The organism is Microcoleus sp. N9_B4 (assembly GCF_036701635.1).
Taxonomy (GTDB): Bacteria; Cyanobacteriota; Cyanobacteriia; order Cyanobacteriales; family Microcoleaceae; genus Microcoleus.
This window is the reverse complement of sequence record NZ_JAUBRC010000018.1, coordinates 15,113-35,122: the sequence shown is the minus strand read 5'-3', so window position 1 is coordinate 35,122 and position 20,010 is coordinate 15,113. Positions and strand designations below refer to the sequence as shown.

General features: G+C 44.0%; 14 protein-coding genes. 9 read left to right on the top strand and 5 right to left on the bottom strand.

The features are described 5' to 3' along the window. Positions 1-2: 2 nt before the first annotated feature. A complete protein-coding gene (locus tag QUA43_RS14000) occupies positions 3-1,586 on the bottom strand; it encodes a DUF2079 domain-containing protein (RefSeq protein WP_333374667.1) in 1,584 nt (527 codons plus the stop codon). A 127-nt stretch (positions 1,587-1,713) separates the two neighbouring features. Here QUA43_RS14000 and dxr point away from each other — a divergent pair, with 127 nt between their 5' ends. Next, entirely contained in the window at positions 1,714-2,904 is a 1,191-nt protein-coding gene (gene dxr, locus QUA43_RS13995) for a 1-deoxy-D-xylulose-5-phosphate reductoisomerase (RefSeq protein ID WP_333291401.1), read from the top strand. A 400-nt stretch (positions 2,905-3,304) separates the two neighbouring features. Continuing rightward, on the top strand, positions 3,305-3,997 hold the full coding sequence (locus QUA43_RS13990) for a Uma2 family endonuclease (protein ID WP_333374666.1): 693 nt from the start codon (positions 3,305-3,307) through the stop codon (positions 3,995-3,997). Here the strand turns inward: QUA43_RS13990 and QUA43_RS13985 are convergent. Next, complete coding sequence (locus QUA43_RS13985) at positions 3,994-4,506, bottom strand: phosphoribosyltransferase family protein (protein ID WP_333374664.1); 513 nt, start codon at positions 4,504-4,506, stop codon at positions 3,994-3,996. The genes QUA43_RS13990 and QUA43_RS13985 overlap by 4 nt on opposite strands. Positions 4,507-4,560: 54 nt before the next feature. Here QUA43_RS13985 and QUA43_RS13980 point away from each other — a divergent pair, with 54 nt between their 5' ends. Continuing rightward, the gene (locus QUA43_RS13980; protein WP_333374662.1) at positions 4,561-5,310 is read left to right on the top strand and encodes a pentapeptide repeat-containing protein; all 750 of its coding nucleotides are present in this window, start codon (positions 4,561-4,563) and stop codon (positions 5,308-5,310) included. A gap of 325 nt (positions 5,311-5,635) precedes the next feature. Here the strand turns inward: QUA43_RS13980 and QUA43_RS13975 are convergent, their stop codons facing one another. Continuing rightward, positions 5,636-5,836, bottom strand: a complete 201-nt coding sequence (locus tag QUA43_RS13975; protein ID WP_172186381.1) for a hypothetical protein — start codon at positions 5,834-5,836, stop codon at positions 5,636-5,638. A gap of 695 nt (positions 5,837-6,531) precedes the next feature. Next, positions 6,532-6,756, bottom strand: a complete 225-nt coding sequence (locus QUA43_RS13970) for a hypothetical protein (RefSeq protein ID WP_333374660.1) — start codon at positions 6,754-6,756, stop codon at positions 6,532-6,534. 425 nt (positions 6,757-7,181) lie between these two features. Between QUA43_RS13970 and QUA43_RS13965 the strand changes: the two genes are divergently transcribed. Both QUA43_RS13965 and QUA43_RS13960 read left to right on the top strand, forming a co-directional pair. Then, positions 7,182-7,400: a hypothetical protein gene (locus QUA43_RS13965; protein WP_333374658.1), complete on the top strand. Its 219-nt coding sequence runs from the start codon at positions 7,182-7,184 to the stop codon at positions 7,398-7,400. A gap of 999 nt (positions 7,401-8,399) precedes the next feature. After that, the gene (locus QUA43_RS13960) at positions 8,400-8,591 is read left to right on the top strand and encodes a hypothetical protein (RefSeq protein ID WP_333374656.1); all 192 of its coding nucleotides are present in this window, start codon (positions 8,400-8,402) and stop codon (positions 8,589-8,591) included. 317 nt (positions 8,592-8,908) lie between these two features. Here the strand turns inward: QUA43_RS13960 and QUA43_RS30855 are convergent, their stop codons facing one another. Further along, on the bottom strand, positions 8,909-9,076 hold the full coding sequence (locus QUA43_RS30855; RefSeq protein ID WP_445301971.1) for a transposase: 168 nt from the start codon (positions 9,074-9,076) through the stop codon (positions 8,909-8,911). A gap of 873 nt (positions 9,077-9,949) precedes the next feature. Between QUA43_RS30855 and QUA43_RS13955 the strand changes: the two genes are divergently transcribed. The 4 genes from QUA43_RS13955 (at position 9,950) to QUA43_RS13940 (ending at position 19,991) form a co-directional block, all read left to right on the top strand. Beyond that, positions 9,950-10,810, top strand: coding sequence for a calcium-binding protein (locus QUA43_RS13955; RefSeq protein ID WP_333374654.1), 861 nt, complete (start codon positions 9,950-9,952; stop codon positions 10,808-10,810). 378 nt (positions 10,811-11,188) lie between these two features. After that, entirely contained in the window at positions 11,189-14,020 is a 2,832-nt protein-coding gene (locus QUA43_RS13950; protein WP_333374652.1) for a tetratricopeptide repeat protein, read from the top strand. Between the two features lie 24 nt (positions 14,021-14,044). Next, positions 14,045-18,136: a tetratricopeptide repeat protein gene (locus tag QUA43_RS13945; RefSeq protein ID WP_333374650.1), complete on the top strand. Its 4,092-nt coding sequence runs from the start codon at positions 14,045-14,047 to the stop codon at positions 18,134-18,136. Next, the gene (locus QUA43_RS13940) at positions 18,129-19,991 is read left to right on the top strand and encodes a tetratricopeptide repeat protein (protein WP_333374649.1); all 1,863 of its coding nucleotides are present in this window, start codon (positions 18,129-18,131) and stop codon (positions 19,989-19,991) included. The genes QUA43_RS13945 and QUA43_RS13940 overlap by 8 nt, the downstream gene beginning before the upstream one ends. The last annotated feature ends 19 nt before the right edge of the window (positions 19,992-20,010 follow it).

The following is a 20,010-nucleotide window of genomic DNA, read 5'->3' as shown; positions in this document are numbered from 1 at the left end:
GTTTAATCAGCGCTTCGTTTAAATAGCAGAACTTCGTTTTTTTGATAAGTTAATTTAAAATCGGGAGAAGTTTTAAGTTTATTTGCTAAGGTAGCACCAAGTTTTTCAGTATCAGGCCAGGGATGGCGCAGGTTTAATAATATGTATTGAAATTCAGCTAAATTTGTTTGGGGCGAAATTTGTGACAGCAATTTTACTATTGGGCGGTGGGCAAAGTGAGGGGCAAGTCTATTATCGGTTAAAATACTGCTTTGCGGTTGAACTTGTGCGACTGCTTCGCGTGTAGCTTGCCAGGTATCTAGTCTATTTATGTACAGATAAAAATCTTTATATTCGCCCACACATAGGAAAATTAGTAATGACCAAATTATCATGATTCTCGGCAATTGAATTCCCTGCCAAAGTTGAGAAATTCGGAAGTTTTTAAATTGTGGCAGATTGACCCATGTTAAAAAATGTTGCTTATTTGCTTTATCCTCTTCCTTGTTGCCTTTTATTTCTTCCCTGTTCCTTGTTTCTTCCTTCGCGATTACTGCTAAAAATAAAAAGGGAATTACAGGTACTGAATACTGATAGGCTAAGCTGCGTTGAAATGACAAGTCAGAGAGGATATTGATCAGCAGGGTAGGGATGGCAGGAATTAGCGCTGTTAAATATTTTAGGCGTAGTTGGCCAGAAAATGGTAATAGCAGCCAAATCACAGGTAAGGTGAGGAGAAATAAATATTTGAATGTATCGAAGGAAAGGATTTTTCCTAATACTAACTGTGGTTTTAATATGAGATTGATGATAATTTCTAGTACGGATTTGCCTAAATAGCTGTAGCGCCCGACTCCAGCGACTTCGCTGCCGCTAAAGAAGGGGATGATTTTCTGGGAAGCTATCAAAAACCAAGCTGCACCGAGCAAAAGTGCGATCGCCCCGTACCGTTGCTTTTTTTCGCAAAAAAACAGCCAGAAACCCATAGCAACAACGGTTAGAGATAAAACCGCCTTGCAACTGAGAACTAACACAATAGCGGTACAAAACCACACAATTTTATTTAAACGCGCCGCCAAAATTGCTGCCAAAAGTGCGGGTAAAGCGATTACTTCCGGGTGAAAATCAAATAAATTGATGTTAAATACCACCGGATAGAGCAAATAAATCAATGCGATCGCACGGGATTGTTCTTGATTTAAACCAGCCAAACGCGCTAAACTCCAGGTAGGCCAAGCCCCCAGGGATAAAGCAACTGCTTGTACCAACAGCAGCCAATGCACATCCGGGTAAATTTTGTACAGCAAAGCAAGCGGATAATAGATTACCGCTGCGTGATCGCCCAAAATATGAATCCCCATTAAAGAAGAAAAAGGCGTTTGGTTTTGGCTGATTAAGTAAATTGCTTGGTCAAAAATTCCCAAATCGAAAGCTGTTGATTGGAATAAAGCGTGGCGTAAACTGCTACACAAAAAGAAAATTGCCGCAGCAGTAGCGATCGCCCAAACCAAACTCGACGGTAGCTGCGATCGACCTTCCTCTCTATTTTCGCCGATCGAGACACTGATGTCCTCACGGTCATCAGCAAAATTTTCCCTATTCTGCATGAAATATGGCACTAGGTGGTCACTCAAAATATGATTCCATCGAATGTGCTTTCCACGCAATAGTTAACCACTAATTTTTATCCCCGCAATCGTAATATTAGAATAATCCACAAAACATTAAAAAATTGTGAAAGCAATAACTCTTCTCGGCTCCACAGGCTCCATCGGCACTCAAACTCTGGATATTGTAGCTCAATACCCCGATCAATTTCGGATTGTCGGGTTAACGGCCGGACGAAATGTAACCTTGCTAGCCCAGCAAATTCGCCAGTTTAGACCGGAAATTGTCGCGGTTTGCGACGAAGATAAATTACTGGAATTGAAGGAGGCGATCGCAGATCTCGACCCTCAACCTATTTTACTTGCTGGCGAGTCAGGCGTTGTCGAAGTTGCCCAATACGGTGACGCTCAAGCCGTCGTCACCGGCATTGTTGGCTGTGCCGGTTTGCTGCCAACAATTGCGGCTATCAAAGCAGGCAAAGATATTGCCTTAGCCAATAAAGAAACATTAATCGCAGGGGGCCCTGTTGTCAACCCCTTGATAGAAAAATACGGCGTTAAAATATTGCCTGCTGACTCGGAACATTCGGCAATTTTTCAGTGCCTCCAAGGTGTTATGGTTGGCGGGTTGCGGCGAATTATTCTCACTGCTTCGGGGGGTTCTTTTCGAGATTTGCCGATCGACAAATTAGCAGGAGTAACAGTAGCCGATGCTTTGAAACATCCGAATTGGTCGATGGGGCAGAAAATCACGATCGATTCTGCTACTTTGATGAATAAAGGATTAGAAGTAATTGAGGCTCATTACTTATTCGGAATGGATTATGACGACATTGATATTGTCATCCATCCCCAGAGCATAATTCACTCGTTAATTGAGCTGCAAGATACCTCGGTTTTGGCGCAATTGGGATGGCCGGATATGCGATTGCCGCTGCTTTACGCTTTGTCTTGGCCGGAGCGAATTCATACAGATTGGGAACGGCTGGATTTGGTAAAAGCTGGGGATTTAACTTTCCGAGAACCCGACCACGAAAAGTATCCTTGTATGCAGTTGGCTTATGCGGCGGGACGTGCGGGCGGTTCGATGCCTGCGGTGCTGAATGCGGCAAACGAACAGGCGGTAGCGCTATTTTTGCAGGAGAAAATTCAGTTTTTGGATATTCCCAAGTTGATTGAAAAGGCGTGCGACAAACATCAAGCCGATAACTGTGAAAGTCCTGGTTTAGACGATATTTTGGCCGCGGATAGGTGGGCGCGGCAGGAAGTTTTGGCAGATAGTATGGAATTGGGCGATCGTATTCTTTCGGTTCGCTAATTGTATCAGCCGACTTGCACTTACCCACAATTCCGGCGGGGAATTAATTCCCCGTCTCATAGCTAAAGTTGGTTAAAACTTATATCTTGCACCATTCTCAATAAGCCTTTTAGGAACAGGCTCTCCGGCCTGTTCCACAAGAAAATTCACTCTTTGTGGAACAGGCATCTTGCCTGTTGCTGACAATGGTGCAAGATGTGAGTTGAAACCGACTGCCCAACCTTGATAAATATCCAGTCCTCTTTCAGAGGACTTTAGCTATGAGACAGGGGTTTTTAACCCCTGGCGGACTATGCCAAAAAGTGCAAAATATCGGCTAAAGCCAAATCAAAGTTTTGCCATGTCATTCTTCAGTCCTTTGATAAAATAGAGCTATGAGTCCCATTCCTAGAAGCAACCGATGCAAACTGAAACCAAATCCACAGTATTTGAACTGAATCAACTAATTGTCCCCCCCGGCAATAAAGTGCAGTTACAAAACGTTAGCTGGGAAATGTACTCGTCTATCCTAGACGAGTTAGGAGAAGGTTACGCAATTCGACTTACTTATTACAAAGAAACACTGGAAATTAGGATGCCACTACCCAAACATGAAAAAGCTAAATCATTGATTGGTGACTTGGTTAAGTTACTGCTGGAAGAACTTAATATTGATTGTGAAGTTTTAGGTTCCACTACTTTCAAAAGCAAAGATATGCAGAGTGGCGTAGAACCTGACGATTGTTTCTACATTCAGAACCAAGCTGCTGTTAGAGGCAAGGATCGAATAGATTTAACAGTAGACCCGCCTCCCGATTTAGCGATCGAGGTTGACAACTCCTCACTAACCGCTTTAAACAGCTATCAAGCTTTGAAAGTGCCGGAACTTTGGAGATATGACGGGCGAACCCTGAAAATCTATCTGCTTCAAGAGGGAAAATATACTGAGTCCGATACCAGCCAAAATTTCCCCGACTTTCCCATTATTGATGTAATTCCCGAATATGTCGATCGCGCCAACACCCAAGGCAGAAGCCCGACAATCAGAGCATTTCGAGCTTGGGCAAAAGAACAACTACAAATCAAAGACTCCGTTGAGGGCGGGTTTTACTAATTTTTGACTTTCGCAGCCAAATCAGCCGCACTCATCTTTTCGTACATTTCAAAAGGTTGGTGAATCCAAGGATTGTCAGCCAAATAATCTACATAATAATCCGGCTTTGCCACAGAACAAGCCTTGTACCAGAGTACAGCAGTCCGAATTTCCTGAATATCCTCGCCGTAGCGACTCTTGAGCCAAGCGATACCTTGCTCTAAACTAATTCCCGAATCCACCAAATCGTCAACCAGGAGAATGCGGCTGCCCAAATTATCGCCCACCATTGTCAAATCGCGGGCAAACTCGATCGCACCCCGGACATTTCCCTCGGCCCCACCATAGGACGAGGCAGCTAAAATCGCCAGAGGTTTGTCGAAAATCCGTGACAGAGTATCTCCAACCCGCAGCCCTCCCCTCGCCAGACAGACAATTCGATCGAATTTCCACTGAGATTCCTCAATTTTTACAGCCAAATCCTCAATTTTCCGATGGTACTCAGGCCAAGAAACGTAAAGGTCACTCATTCCTAATATTATTGAAATATCAAAGGTATTATTAATTATTTTGGGGAAAATGACATGGATGCAGATGAACTTCTCAGACGGTATGCAGCCGGAGAACGGGTTTTTCACAAAGTAGACCTGAGCGGTGCCAATATGTCAAGGACAAATTTGCGCGATATTGACCTGAGTCACGCTAATTTAAAAGGTGCAAATTCGATCGGTCTCACCCTCTACAGAGCTAATCTGTATCAAGCAGATATCAGTCAAGCCAACCTCTCCCAAGCTAACCTCATGTCCGCTAATTTTGGCGAATGCGAGGCGGTGGGAGCGAACTTGAGCGGAGCCATCTTGCGGAGTGTCGTCTTCAGCGGGGCCGATTTAACGGGGGCGAGTCTCAGGGGTGCAGATATGAGAGATGCAAACCTTCAGGGGGCAATTTTGATTCAAGTTTATGCAGTTAACGCTAACTTGCAAGGTGCAAACTTGACAGAAGTAAAGCTTTGCGGAATCAACCTGAGCAAAGCAAATTTAACGGATGCGAACTTAACACAAGCTGACCTCAGCCGTGCTAACCTAACTCAAGCAAATCTGAGTTGGGCAAATTTGACGGAAGCAAACCTGGAAAAAGCGGATTTGAAGGGAGCCGATTTGAGCGGAGCTAACTTGAGCTGTGCAAATCTCCATCAAGCCGATTTGAGCGGAGTTTCCCTTAAGGGAGCAAATCTCCGGGGAGCAAACTTGCATCAAGCTTCTTTGCGCGGGACAAATTTGGATGAAGCGAATCTGAGAGAGGCCATGATGCCTGACGGCACAATCTCTGACTAAATAAGCTGAGAAAATAGAAGTTAAAACCGCAGGGTGCTGGTGGCGCACCCTACATTTAGACTCATGCCTGATTTTTTTAAGGGATTTAATTTTGCGTTAATCTCAGGCGCCCAAAAATCGAGAGAAGCCCCGGACTCTTGTTGTGGAGAGGCAAAAATTTTAGAGTCTTGTTCAAGCTCCCAGATTCATCTGTGGAGTAAATCTAAAATCTCAAATTGTTCGAGTGAGCGGGACTTTACGGTTCGACTGAGCGCTTGCGGAAGTCTAAAATCCAAAATTGACTGACAGTTCATTTAAAGAGAGTGGCAAAAAAATTGGCGAGAATTTAATCTACAACCTTCAGCCAGCCGCGGCGAACTGCGTGGAGCAAGCGGTTGATGGCTGTTTGATCTTCTTCGGTAAGACTGTCATTTAACAGCGCTGTCTTGAGCTGTTGTCGGTGAGTGGGAGTCAGCAGACCAGAGTGATATACCTGAAAGACTAGCTCTGCAATAGTAAATTGAGGTAAAAGCGTTTGGGTTGTCATCATGTGTTTGTTTTTTGAACTCACTCTTGACAGTATTGACTGATTTCCCCAATGTTTATGTGATTTAACTACGCAATTATATGTGATCGATTCGCTCTTAATTGGTGATTTGTGTCAGCCTGATTTGGGGATCGGATGTTTTCTCGCTCGCCCTGCAACTCGAAACACAAACTCCGTCCCGATTTCTCGCTTTTGGCCAATCCCAAATCTATACTTGTTGTCAAGAAACTCTGACAAATAAATTAATATTTATCTATTATCTAGATGATTAATGACGGCTAATTAATGACTGCTAACTAAATCGATCGACTTAATTAAATCTAAAAGTTTTACGCTGTTGAGACATCTGCCTTTGGTTACATTTACCGAAGGTCTTGGCGTGGGTTTTTTTCCGTGGATATACTTAATACAGCAGATTCCAGGCAAATAGAGTACACCTTAATCCCAAGCACTTACCAAAATAGTTGACAAACCCTTGCAACCGTACTCCATAAACCTGAAAATTGCTGTAACTGCTGACTGACTACAGGCTACTGACTGCTGACTGCTTCAGATCAAAAATCCCGGCTTCTTCAAGAAACCGGGTTCGAGCTTTTCGATCGCAGTACAATTTTTTTTGGAGAGGGTTAATGGAGCTACCTACTCACGAAAATCTGATTGTTGGCCAAGCTTGACAGGAGAGTAAGTAGAAATACTCATCTCAACTTCTTGTGTGAGGGGACTAATCGGAAATACTGACCCATCCGCGGCGGATGGCGTGGCAGCAGGCGGTTGACTGCATCTCTGGCGTCTTCGCTGAGAGGGCTTTGGCAGAGTTCGCGCAATCCGTGGCTTTCAGTGCGAGTCAGATTGCCTGAATGGGTGACTTGATAGAACAGTTCAGCGATCGCGCGATCGGATTTTAAAGTCAGAGCTTGCATGAAATCTCATTGAACTCGACTATTGCAATATCGAGCATTTGATAAAAGAGTAGGGTGATTGCAGTCGGCTAAGCGGTGCGATCGTTCTTGGCTCGATTTGTGACCGAAGTCTGCCAGTCTACGTGATTTAAATCACATAAAACCAAATACCTCGATCGCATAAGCTATGATTGGGGTGGTAGCCTCAAGGTTTGACAAAACCTCGAAAAGCCATTAACGCAAGGCTTTGAGTTTTCCAGACCGCCGCGCAAAGGGAGTAAGTCCACTCAACATCGCAGGCTGTGGACTTGGATAGCTGTGAAACTTTGGGTTTTAGACACTTGCAGCTTGCAGCTCAGGGCATAAAGTTGCGATCGACGAACCACACCCTGAGATACAATAATTATAAATACTTCTATCCCATCTATAGGCAGGCAGGTAAAAAAATGATAATTATTAGCTACTTTTCGATTGCCTTAATCGTTTTTATTGTTTGGTTCAAAAGTTTTTGGAATGATACTGCGACCTCTAAAAAAGACTTGATCTCTTGGATAGCCTTAATCCTCGGGCCTCTCTTTTGGCCTGTTGTTCTGCCCCTATCCCTTTTGCAAATTACCAGCAAAAAGTCTGTTGTAAAAACAGCTCAAGGCGATCAAGAATTATAATAAATTGGGGAAGTAACTGGCTTCGACATAGTTGGTTATCTCGTGCTAAATTTTTCGGCGTGCATCGCTCCTGGCAGCGAGTAATTTATTTTTTTAATTGTAAAAAATGTAGCGAGAAGGTAGAACCCAATAAAAATTCTGAATTATAAAACAGTATTTTTTTACCGCTATCAAATTCTGCCTTCTGCTTTTTGACCCTGCCCAAAAACGGATACAAGTTTCCCACAGGAGTCGGCAGCAGCCCAAAACTTTAGGCTTTTGTTCAAGCTCTCAGATTCATCTGTCGAATAAATCTCAAATCTCAAATCGTTTAACTGAGCGAGATTGACTCAGCGCTCGCTGAACGTATCACACCGAAGTCTCCAATCGACTGATGCCTACTTTTTTCTGTCACATCGTGAATTAATGGTGCGGCTCAGTCAAAATTGTTCAGTCAAAATTGTCAGACTCAAATTATCGGACAGCGACCGCAACATTTTTTTACTCAAAAATTATTTGCCACCTCAACCCAGCTCAAAATTAATATGTAATGTAACATAGCCTCTTGCTTGCAAAAATATAACTTCAGACATATTTCCGCCTGCCGCTGACTAACTTAAGAATTTTTATACTTCCGGCTGCTACGTACCATTAATCGAAGCTGGGAAAATCCTCGCTAGGCGTTGAAAAACAGCTAGGATGTTTGCTCTGTAACCTTTTTCAGCTCGCTTTCTGCAAATTGTAGCAGCTCTAAACAGAAAATTGTAGAGTTCGTCTGCGCCCAAATTGCCTAACTCTTACCGCAGTTAGATAGACAATTCAAGGCAGAGACTGCAATATGAAATAGGCAACTAAAACTGTTTCAAATCGCAAGTACGACGTATTTTGGGTGATCGAGCATCAGGAGTGTATAACCGGAGCCAGCTAAATTTTTAGAGGTGCGAGATGGTTGGGAACTTCTAAAAAAAAGTGCCGTCACGGTATCCAAATTCGCTATTTGCATAAAAAGTAGGAGTCAAAATGAACCAAGTATCTGAGAAACCAATTTATAGAGTTCTTCATCTATTGTCGCTGCTAGCGCTGGCATACTATGGAGCTACTTCCATCAATTATATTTTCGAGAGTGACTCTCACGTTCACATCTACAAGTACGACAGTCAGAGCAACTCCAACGCGTCACCAGCGCAACTAGAAGCACACCGCTCGGAATAAATACTAGAGATAGATTTTCTCTCAATGAATGCCGAACCAACTTTCTGAGAATTTGCCAATCGTTAATTAGCAGCTCGAAGTTAACAACAATTAGTCAAAAACTCTTGGCTAAAAACTTAATATTTAAACTCACAGCTATTAGCCATCGAACATACCACAAAAATCAACTATTTAATTTGTTCTCAAAAGAGACCACAGTGATGAAAGGATGCCCAAGCATTTTCATCAGTAGAAGCATTAATAGCTTTAGTAATCGCTTCATCAAGAATATTTGAAGGTGGATATCCTTCAGAACAGAAAATCGCTTTGATTTTGGTCTACACCTCTATCGGAGATAAATCCGGTGAGTAGGGGGGTAATAATTTTACCTTGGCTCCGATAGATGCAATCAAAAAATTGACGGCTTCAGCATTATCAACAGGTAAATTATTCATAACTACAATTGCGCCAACCCATAACTGGGCAGGATTCGCCAGCAGCCCCAAATTTTATATCCTAGTTCCAGTTCCCAGATTCATTTTGGGAGTAAATCTAAAATCTAAAATCTAAAATCTAGTGACAGTACCGTCATAAATCTACCGGGCCACCGTTCCTCCCAACTTCACCAAAAGACGAGCGCTGCATTGTCTGATTGTCCCGATGGATGTGGATCATGGCTGAAATGAGGGATTGTGGTTGAAAAACTGGGTTTTTTAGCCAAAATCCTAAATTGAGCGTGAGGGATTTGGCTGGAAATATCAAGGTGAAGAGGCTCAAAAACCCGTCGGGGACTGTGTTGGGAGGCAGTTTTGATTGAATCCGGCCTCCAGCTTGCGCCGGCTTGCTTTCAAAGCCAGTTAAAAAATTTTGATTTCTGGGGAACTATTGGCGAAAATCAAAGGTCTGGTCAGGTACAGTGTACTTAAAAGAAATCGCAGCTTAGTTCCAGCCCCATTGCGGGCGATCGAACTCTCCGGCGATCGACAGTGCCCGCAGGCCCGGTGCAACTTCTCAATCTTGAGAGCATACTCCCATTAAAAATGGTCTCTGTGTATCTTCCGGGTATTGTTTTAATAATGACTAGCCATATCGATGGTCATTATGGTAGACTCGCAAACGTTTAAGTGGAATATTTTCGTGTTAGAGGAGGCAGTGGTGGAGTCGAGAGTCAAAAGCAGGAAACAACCGAGATTTGCTGCTCAACGAATACAGGATTCAACTCGCGCTCCGAGGCTCGCTGCTGACAATTTAAATTACATGACAGCTTATAGCAGCCGGGTCAATTAGGGTCTCAACCGATGTCCGGTTTCATTTATTGAATCCCTTTGGAGGGAAAAGTGTATTGTAGAAAAATGATTGATCTTTTAGGAGGAGTGTAAATGACACAGGTAACAAATCCAACACAACCAGCAAGTTCACTACCAGGTGGTGGTGGCGGTGGCTCAACCGTTATCGGCATCACTGGCGCCAACAGGTTGAACGGCAGCGAAGGCAGCGATATTATCCTGACTTTTGGGGGCGCAGATGTCGTCTCCGGTGGCGGTGGCGACGACCTGATTATTACCGGAGGCGGAAATGACAGTATCGGCGGCGGTAGCGGCAACGATAATATCTTTTCAGGCAGCGGCGCCGATGTGGTCGCTGGTGGCACCGGCGACGACCGGATCTTTGCTGGTAAAGGGGATGACCTCGTAGACGGCGGTGATGGCAATGACTTGGTTTCTGGCGACAACGGCAACGACACCGTACTCGGCGGAAGTGGCAGCGATACAGTCTTTGGTGGCCGAGGCAACGATATTGTCGATGGCGGCGACGGCAACGACACTGTCTACGGCGGTAAAGACAACGATACTGTCAATGGTGGCGGTGGCAATGACTTTATCTCTGGCGACAGAGGCAGCGATGTACTGACGGGCGGTGCTGGCAGCGATACGTTCTACTTCTTCTCCAGCGGTGGTGATTATGGCGTAGACACGATCACTGACTTTACCCCAGGCGAAGATAAGATCCGCTTGAAATCGGGTGGTGTGTTCTCTGGTTTGGGCAGCAGCTTCGAGGCAAGCGAGTTTGTCGTCGTTTCTGGTTTCAACGCAGCCACCCCAGGAACAGCCACGACGAACAAGTTGGTCTACGACCCAACAAGCGGTGCGTTGTACTTCAACGGCACCAGCGGAGTGCTAACTATTGCTCAGTTGCAGCCTGGCCTGACAATTACCTCGAACAACTTCGAGTTGTTCTAAAACAACTGGCTGTTGTGGGGCGGCACCGGATAAGATTCGGGGCTGTTCTCACAAAGCCGGTAGTTTTAAAGGATTTCAACCTCACTCTGCTACAAGCGGGGTGAGGTTGAAATATTCAATGCAGGAACTAAAGCAATCCTAAATGACTCGTAAAATTTTTACCCCACCCCAACCCTCCCCTTATCAAGGGGAGGGAGTAAGAAATTCACAAATGATTTAGGATTGCTATACAGCAGGGGCAGTAAAAAAAAATTGATCGACAGTTATTGATAAAATTAATCGATCGCCCGATCGGGCAAAATATAAATACAAACTTTTTAAATTAGAATTTATAGGTTTTACTGAAGCGGTAAAGAAACCGCAACTGCACCGCGAGCAATGAGCACTGAAGAATATATCCGGCAAGCCCAAATTTATTTGAACCGGGGGAAGTTAACTGAGGCGATCGAGTTTTGCAAAAAGGTGATCGAACTTCAACCGTTTTCGCCCTCGGCTTACACGACATTAGGCGAAATTCTCGACGCTCAAGGCGATCCGACGGCGGCAAGAGACGCTTTTGTGCAAGCTTTGGAGATTTCGCCACAGTTTTTTCTGGCTCATGCTTATTTGGGTCAACTTTACAGCGACTATGCGTGGCTGGATGAGGCGGTTTTTCACTACCGACAAGCTCTGGATTTGAAACCAGATTGGGCGCAAGTTCATTATAACTTGGGAAATGTTTTTCACAAGCAGGGTAATTTGTTGGGGGCGATCGACTGTTACCGAAATGCGATCGCCCAAAAACCGGATTATCTCGATGCTTTATACAATCTGGCTGTAGTTTTAGATGAAAATAGTCAGCTCAAAGCGGCAATGGATACCTACCGACAGGTGATTGCCGTGGCGCCGGATTACGTGAAAGCTTACAGCAATCTGGGTGTGATTTTGCTAAAGGACGATCGCGCTGCTGAGGCGATCGAAGTTTACCAGCGGGCGATGGAGATTAAGCCGGATTGGGCGACGCTGCACAATAATTTGGGTCAAGCCTTGCTGGACAAAAGTCCGGAAAGGGCGATCGCATCTTACCTCACAGCTATTGAGTTGGAGCCGGACATGGTTTTGGCTCACTACAATCTGGGGAAAGCTTGGCAATTACAGGGGGAACATTCGGCGGCGGTTGCTTGTTTCGATCGCGCGATCGAGATCGATTCCGACTATATTTCGGGCTATACAGACGCCGGGTTTTCTTTGATGGTTTTGGGCAAAATTGCGGAAGCCATGCCTTATTTTGAGCGGGCGATAGCTCTGAAACCAGATTTTGTTGAGGCTTACTGCCGTTTGGGAGAAAGGCGCAGAGTTGCGGCGGTAGAAGATGATGAATTGTCAAGGGCGATCGCTGCGTGCGATCGATTTCTCACAGCACTAACTGGAAGTTCGGCAACGGATTTTGTAGCAGATGTCACGGATGTCACGGATGTCACGGATGTCACGGATTTAACAGATTTAAAAGTAAATAAAAAAGATGGTGCGGCTAGATATTTGTCAAGTGCAGCTTGCGAATTACCAATTGCTGAAATTTGCGATAATTTAGCCCAAATTTACTTGCATTTGGGAAATGCTTTAACAGAGTACGGCGGACACGAATCGGCCACCGCTTATTATCAAAAAGCTTTGCAAATTCAGCCACAAAATGCAGAGATTTACTGGCGGGTGGGAAATTCCTTAGCCCAGCAACAGCGGTTGAGCGCAGCAATTGCAGTTTACCGCATGGCTTTGACGATTCAACCTGCTTTACCGCAGGTTTATTTTGAGTTGGCAAAACTGCTGGAAAAACAGGGGCGCTGGGAACGGGCGATCGATTATTATCAAAAGGTTTTAGAGCTGCAATTGCACGGGTATGGAGAGCAGAAAGAGTGGAAAAAAAAGAGTTTTATATTGCCAGATAGCACTTCTATAAAACCTCCTCACGGTATTTATTTATCGAGTTGGGACTGGCTGGTCAATGCTAAGTTGGATGCTGACAATTATGTGGAAATATTTTGGGAAGTTGCACCAGAAGCAAGTGCAGAAAATATTCCCAATTCCCAATTTGCGAGATCCAATTCCAAATTGGCAAATTCCGATTGTGCCGGTTTAACTTGCGGGCTGTGTTTGCAGAGACTTTCTAAGTGGTTCGATCCGGTGCATTTGGGTTGGGGAGTTTGCCGTTTGTCCAACTTGCAACCGCTACCTGTGGAGTCGCCCAAGACTTTTGTGGCACAGATTCCCAAGGGGCGAGTTTGGATTGTTCCGCAGGAAAATTATTGGATGGTTTGCAAGGCGATCGCTGTAATTACTCCTGACAATTATTTATTGGCTGATGTGTCGAGAGATTATCCGGGGTTTTTGCCGGGATGCGAAAAGCATGATGTGAGGAAACACAGCGTTTTTCAGTTAGAATCCTTTCCAGCTTTAAAGCAAATTGACGGCAGCGTGGCGGTGCTTTCGGGTTTGTCGGGGAATGTCTATTTTCACTGGATGGTTGATGTTTTGCCGAGGATAGAATTGCTGCGGCACAGCGGTAGGGATTTGGCGGAAATTGATTGGTTTTTGGTGAATAGTTGTCAGCACCAATTTCAGCGGGAAAGTTTGAGAATTTTGGGCATTCCCGAAGAAAAAGTCTTGGAGAGCGATCGCTTGCCTCACATTCAAGCAACCGAGTTAATTGTGCCGTCTTTTGCGGGATATTTGGGCTGGCCTTCTGGGTGGGCGATGGATTTTTTGAGGCGCGAGTTTCTTAAGGGAATTATACCTAGTTCCAGCTATCCAAAACGCATTTATATCAGCCGCAGCAAAGCAAGATACCGACGAGTCTTGAACGAGGAAGATGTGGTTGAGGTTTTGGAGAACTTTGGCTTTGTTTCTATTTTACCTGAGTCCTTGTCTTTGGCAGAGCAAATTGCTCATTTTTACCATGCTGAGGTAATAGTTGCAGCCCACGGCAGCGGGTTGACAAATACAATTTTTTGTCGCCCGGGAACTAAAGTAATTGAGTTGGTGTCGCCTCACTATATCAGCCATTATTACTGGGGAATCAGTCAATATTTACAGTTGGAACATTACTTTTTAACGGGGGAGGCTTTTGAATGCTATCCTATTAGACAGTTGATGTATCAGAATTCCCTGACTGAGGATATTTTGGTGAACTTGAGTTCGCTAAAAAGGATGATTGAAGTGGTGGGTTTGGGTTAGTTGGTGTCTGGAGCAAGTTTAATTATGCCCTCGATTGAGAAGATGGAAAAGGCAGCGGTTGATTTGAGTCGGCAAGCAGAAGTTTATTTAGCCGAAGGAAGGTTGAATGAGGCAGTTGCTGCTTGCGAGTCAGCGTTGAAAATTGAACCGAATTTGGCGGCAGCTTGCCAGACGCTGGGAAAGGTGATGCAGGTTCGAGGTGAAATCGAGCAAGCTAAGCAGTGGTATGAATCGGCAATTGATCGCAATCCAAATTTGCCGGAAGTTTATGCTAATCTCGGCATTTTGTATTCTCAAGAAAAACAGTGGGAAAAGGCGATCGCCAATTGTGAAAAAGCAATTTCGCTAGCGCCGAATTTTGCTGCTGTTTATCGGCAGTTGGCGAGAATTTGGACGCAGTTGGAGAAGCGAGAAGAGGCGGCAGACTGTTGGTATCAAGCTTTTAATATAGAGCCGAATTGGGCAACTGCTGAGGAGCACGTCACTCTGGGAAATAGTTTGGTTGAATTGGGAAAGTTCGATCGCGCTATGGAGTGTTATTCGCGGGCAATTAAGTTAAACCCGCAACTGGCAACAGCTTATCACAATTTGGGGGAAATGCTGGTTGGCCAGAAGCGGTGGGATGAGGCGATCGCCAATTACCGACAAGCCATTGAAATTAATCCAGATTCTTTTGAATCTTACCACAGTTTGGGTAAAACTTGGGCGGATCGAGGAGAATTAGATCGGGCGATCGCCTGTTACCGCAAAAGCATCGAACTCAATCCAAATTATGCTCGTGCTTACATGGGTTTAGGTAATGTTTTCGCACAAAAACGCGACGTTGATGCAGCCATTAAATGTTACCGTCAGACTCTGGAAATCAATGATAATTCCTACTGGGCATACAATTGCTTAGGGGACGCTTTGGCTCAAAAACAACTGTGGCCAGAAGCTATTAGTTGCTACCGCAAAGCTATTAAAATCAATCCAAATATTCCTTGGTTTTATGTCAATTTGGGAGTTGCCTTAACCTGCGAAAACTCCTGGGATCAAGCTGTGGCTGCTTACCTGCACGCGGTTCAGATTGAGCCGAATTTGACGGGAATCAATCAGCGGTTGGGATATGTTTTGCGGAAGCGCAGCGAATCGGGTTTAGACAGCACAATCGAAACTTATTGTCAAGCTATTGAGGTACTTGCAAGCGGGAAAATTTACCACAATTTGCTGGGAATTGAGTTAGAGGGAGCAGAGTTTTATATAAATTTAGGTAATAGTTTAGCGAAACAGAAGCAGTTGGAAGGTGCGATCGTATTTTATAGTATGGCACTGCAAATTGAACCCAATGCTGCGGAAGTTGTCGGCCAACTGAATGATGTTCGGGCAAAACAACAGGAGTTATACGCACAAATTGCCACTTACCGTCGCCAAATAGAAATTGAGCCGACCAATTCTAAGCCTTACAACGATTTAGGAAATATTTTACCCCAATTAGGGGAATTGGAAGAAGCAATTATTTGCCACCAAAAAGCGGCAGAATTGAGGAGTTGGCCTGAGTGTGCGGCGAAAAATTATCAATTTACTCAAGATTGGTTTACCCACAATATTCCTATTTGGAAACGCCATTTACAGGAATTTACGGGAATTGCGGATTTTCAAGTGGTGGAAATCGGCAGTTTTCAGGGAATGTCGGCTTGCTGGCTGCTGGATAATATTTTAACTCATCCGACGGCAAAGATTACTTGTATTGATTTGTATTTTCAACAACATTTTAAGGGCAATATTGTAAAAACGGGAGCAGCAGATCGGGTAATTGAATTAGAAGGTTACTCTCAAGATTTGTTAATAAATTTGGCTGCGGAATATTACGACGTTGCTTACATTGACGGCTGTCATAAACCCACCAGTGCTCTGCAAGATGCAATTTTATCTTGGAGGTTGGTGAAAGTTGGGGGCTTGATGATTTTTGACGATTACGAGTTCACTTTTCCCGACAGCCCGGAGCAAGATACTAAAATTGGGATAGATGTTTTTTTGGAGATGTTTGGAAGTCAGTTAGAAGTTGTACACAAAGGCTATCAACTGATTGTCAAAAAAATCGGCAATCAAAGTTTGGGCGAAGAGCAAACTCTGTTGTCTCTGGGTTGGGAAAAGTTGGGGGATATTGCGGCGAATTCCGGTTATTTTGATGAGGCGAGCGCCCGCTATCAAACAGCTATTAAAATTAAGTCTGGAAACTATTTAACTTACCACAAGTTGGGTAAAAGTTTGCAAAAAAAAGAACTATTTGACGAAGCTAGGGCAGCTTACCAACGGGCGATCGCACTCAACCCTAATTTTAGTTGGGTTCACCACTTTTTGGGGGAAACTTTACAGGCAATTGAGGAATACGACGAAGCCGCTGCTGCTTACCGCAAAGCTATTGAGTTAAATCCCGATTTTTGTTGGAGTTACAACAATTTAGGTGATGTGCTGATGGAGCTTTCTGAGTGGGAGGAAGCTGCTGTTGCTTACCGCAAGTTAGTTGAACTAAATCCAGATTTTTGTTGGTCTTACGACAGGTTGGGCAAGGCTTTGGTTGCACTGGAAAATTGGGAAGAAGCGGCGGTGGCTTACCGCAAAGCTATTGAATTAAATCCAGATGATTGTTGGTTGTACAATTGTTTGGGGGAAGTTCTGGAATTCCAAGAAAATTGGCCAGAAGCAGCAGTCGCTTTTGGTCGTGCTATTGAGCTAGAATCTGAGCATAGTTGGCTGTACAAAAAGTTTGGTGATGCACTGCGGAATCTAGGGGAATTAGAAAGGGCGATCGCCATTTATGAAAAAGGTATCAATCTCGATCCAAAATCCTGTTGGTGTTACGAAGGATTGGGTTTGAGTTTAATTGCCAAACAGCAGTGGGAACCTGCAATCACTAATTTAGTCCAAGCACTGCAAATTCAACCCGATTTGTTTGAAGCTTACGATAATATAGGGTATGCTCTGGAACAACAAGGAGAAGTCGATGAGAGCGATCGCGCAAAATGCAGTAATCAAAATTTACCCTTAAGTATTCTCGAAAAATACTGTGGGTTTACAGAAGATTTGACCGTTGCAGCAGAATCAAATCCGAACCTCACCTGCATTGACATTCATCCTGCGAGTCAAATCAATTTATCAGATTCCAAAACAATCGACACCAGCCGCAGATTTTGGGAACATCAAAGTCATTCCAGAAAAGCTTTTGTTGCCGTCTTGCCAAACGGACGAGCTTGGGCAGATGTTGTGACTACCGCCGTGATTACTTCAAACAATAAACTTGTTGCTGATATTTCAATGGGCTGTTCTGAATTGGTAATCACTTCCGACAAATTGCCTCCCGCTGAACACGTCGATGGAAATGTGGCTTTTTTATCTGCTCGCTGGGGTGGAGCCGCTTATTTTCATTGGATGTTTGATGTGATTACGCGCTTTGATCTTTTGCAGCGTAGCGGATTGATAGAAACTATAGATAAGTTTGTTGTCAATGCCAGGGATTCTTCCTATCAAGCAGAAACTTTAGATACTTTAGGAATTCCTCAAAATAAACTTTTAGAAAGTCGCTGCAATTTACACATTACCGCTGATAAATTAATAGTTCCATCAATATCTTATGACGGATCGGGGGCGGTTTCAAAATGGAAGTGTGAATATCTCAGAAATACATTTTTAAAGGAACAACAGCCACTAAGCACCGACTATTCGGAGCGGATTTATATCAGCCGCCAACAAGCTTCCTATCGGCGAATCGTCAACGATGAAGAGGTAATTAAATACTTAGAAAAATTTGGTTTCCGCAGTGTCAAGCTGGAAACGATGTCGATAGCGGAACAAGCATCGTGTTTGGCTGCTGCTAAAGTAGTTATCGCCCCCCACGGAGGGGGGTTAACAAATCTAGTTTTTTGCAGTCCGGGAACTAAGGTAATTGAGATTTTTTCTCCCCTTTACGTTCCGCATTGTTATTGGATGATTAGCAATTTGTGCGGCTTGGAACATTACTATTTAATTGGTGATTTGGTTGATGATGGAACTCCGACCAAACCTTTACATAAAGATATGCAGTTGGATTTGAACTCGCTGGAAAAATTACTGGCTATGGCAGGAGTTTTGCATGGATAATGACTACCACAATTTGGGGAATTCCCTGCAAGAAAGCGGTAGGTTTGATGAGGCTGTTGCTGCTTACAAAAAAGCTATTGAATTAAATCCCAAGTTTTCCTGGTCTTATCACAGTTTGGGCGATGTTTTGCTGAAACTTGCAAAATGGGAGGAAGCTGTCGCTGCTTACAAAAAAGCTGTTGAGTTAAATCCCGATTTTTCTTGGTCTTATCACAATCTGGGCGATGCTTTGCTGAAACTTCGGCGATGGGAAGAAGCTGCTGCTGCTTACCGCTGCGAGATTGCACTCAACTCGGATTTTGCTTGGTCTTTTTGCAATTTAGGTGACGCTTTAACTAAACTAAAACAGTGGAATGAAGCTATCGCTACGTATTTAAAAGCTATTGAGATTGACGGAAATTTGCCGGGAATTTACGAGAAGTTGGGATATGCTCTCGGACAAACAGAGTCGGATTTAAAGTTGGTGTTAGAAGAATGTCAATTGCCAATTACACCTGAAAATTGGGAGTTGTATTTGCAGTTAGGAAAGAATTTAGCCAAGTACGATCGCCCAAAAAGCGCAATTATTTTTTACCAACTTCTCTTGACATATGCTCCGAGTTGTGCAGAAATGTCAGCAAAAATAGAGGAGTTGTTGCAGCAGCAAGAAAAGTGCGTTAGTGAAGCCCTCGAAGAGGATCGCGCATTAGCCTCATCTCGCGCCACTGTCGCCCAAAAACCCGATGATTGCTGGTCTTATTATAATTTAGGTGCTGTTCTGAGCCAGCAAAGATATTGGGAGGAAGCGGCGGCGGCATTTTTTCAAGCAATAGAAATAAATCCCGATCTTCCTTGGTGGTTTTATTACAATTTGTGGGAAGTTTTGGTTAGGCAAAACAAGCTACATGAAGTGGAGAACTTTTGCCGCGAAGTTGTTGCAGCTAAACCGGAGGCTTTTTGGCCTTATCTGAATTTGGGGGAAGCTTTGACGAGGCAAGGTAAAATTGCCGAGGCGATTGATTTTTATCGAACTGTCAGTTACAAACAAAGTTTTGCATCTGTTATCAGTAAGAGAACAGGCAAGATGCCTGTTCCACAAGCAGATACAGGCAAGATGCCTGTTCCACAAAATTGGAACTTAAAACCCGTCAAAGTTCCTAACTTTATAATTATTGGTTCTCAGCGGTGCGGGACGACTTCTCTGTATACTTATTTAGCTCAACACCCGCAAATTTTGACTCCGATTAAAAAGGAGATGGATTTTTTTTCGTGGCACTTTGACAGAGGAATTGATTGGTATTTGGCTCATTTTCCGCCAATGCCTTCGGGAGAGGAATTTTTGACGGGCGAAGCAAGTCCGAGCTATTTTGACTATCGGGAAGCACCGGAACGGCTCTACAGCCTGTTTCCAGAGGCTAAACTGATTGTACTTTTGCGAAATCCGGTCGATCGGGCGATTTCTCAATTTTACCGCTTGACTGCATTAAATTGGGAAGCGCGATCGCTCGATCGAGTAATTAGCGATGAAATTGAACGGTTGAATCAAAATCCAGAATACATCATCGGCGAGGAACCGGGGAATTATTTAGCTCGCGGTAGGTACATAGAATTTATAAAAAACTGGCGGACTTTCTTTCCCCCAGAACAGTTGTTAATTTTGAAAAGCGAAGATTTTTATGCAGGTGCGGCGGCTATAGTCCAGCAGGTTTTAGAATTTTTAGATTTGCCGGAATATCAATTGTCTGAGTACCAAAATGCTAATCCTGGTTCTTATCAGAGGGTAAATGAATCGGTTCGCGACAGGTTGAGCGATTATTTCCGACCTTACAATCAGGAATTAGAGGAATATTTGGGGAGGCAGTTTGATTGGGAATAAAGTTGAGCTAAGATTAGAA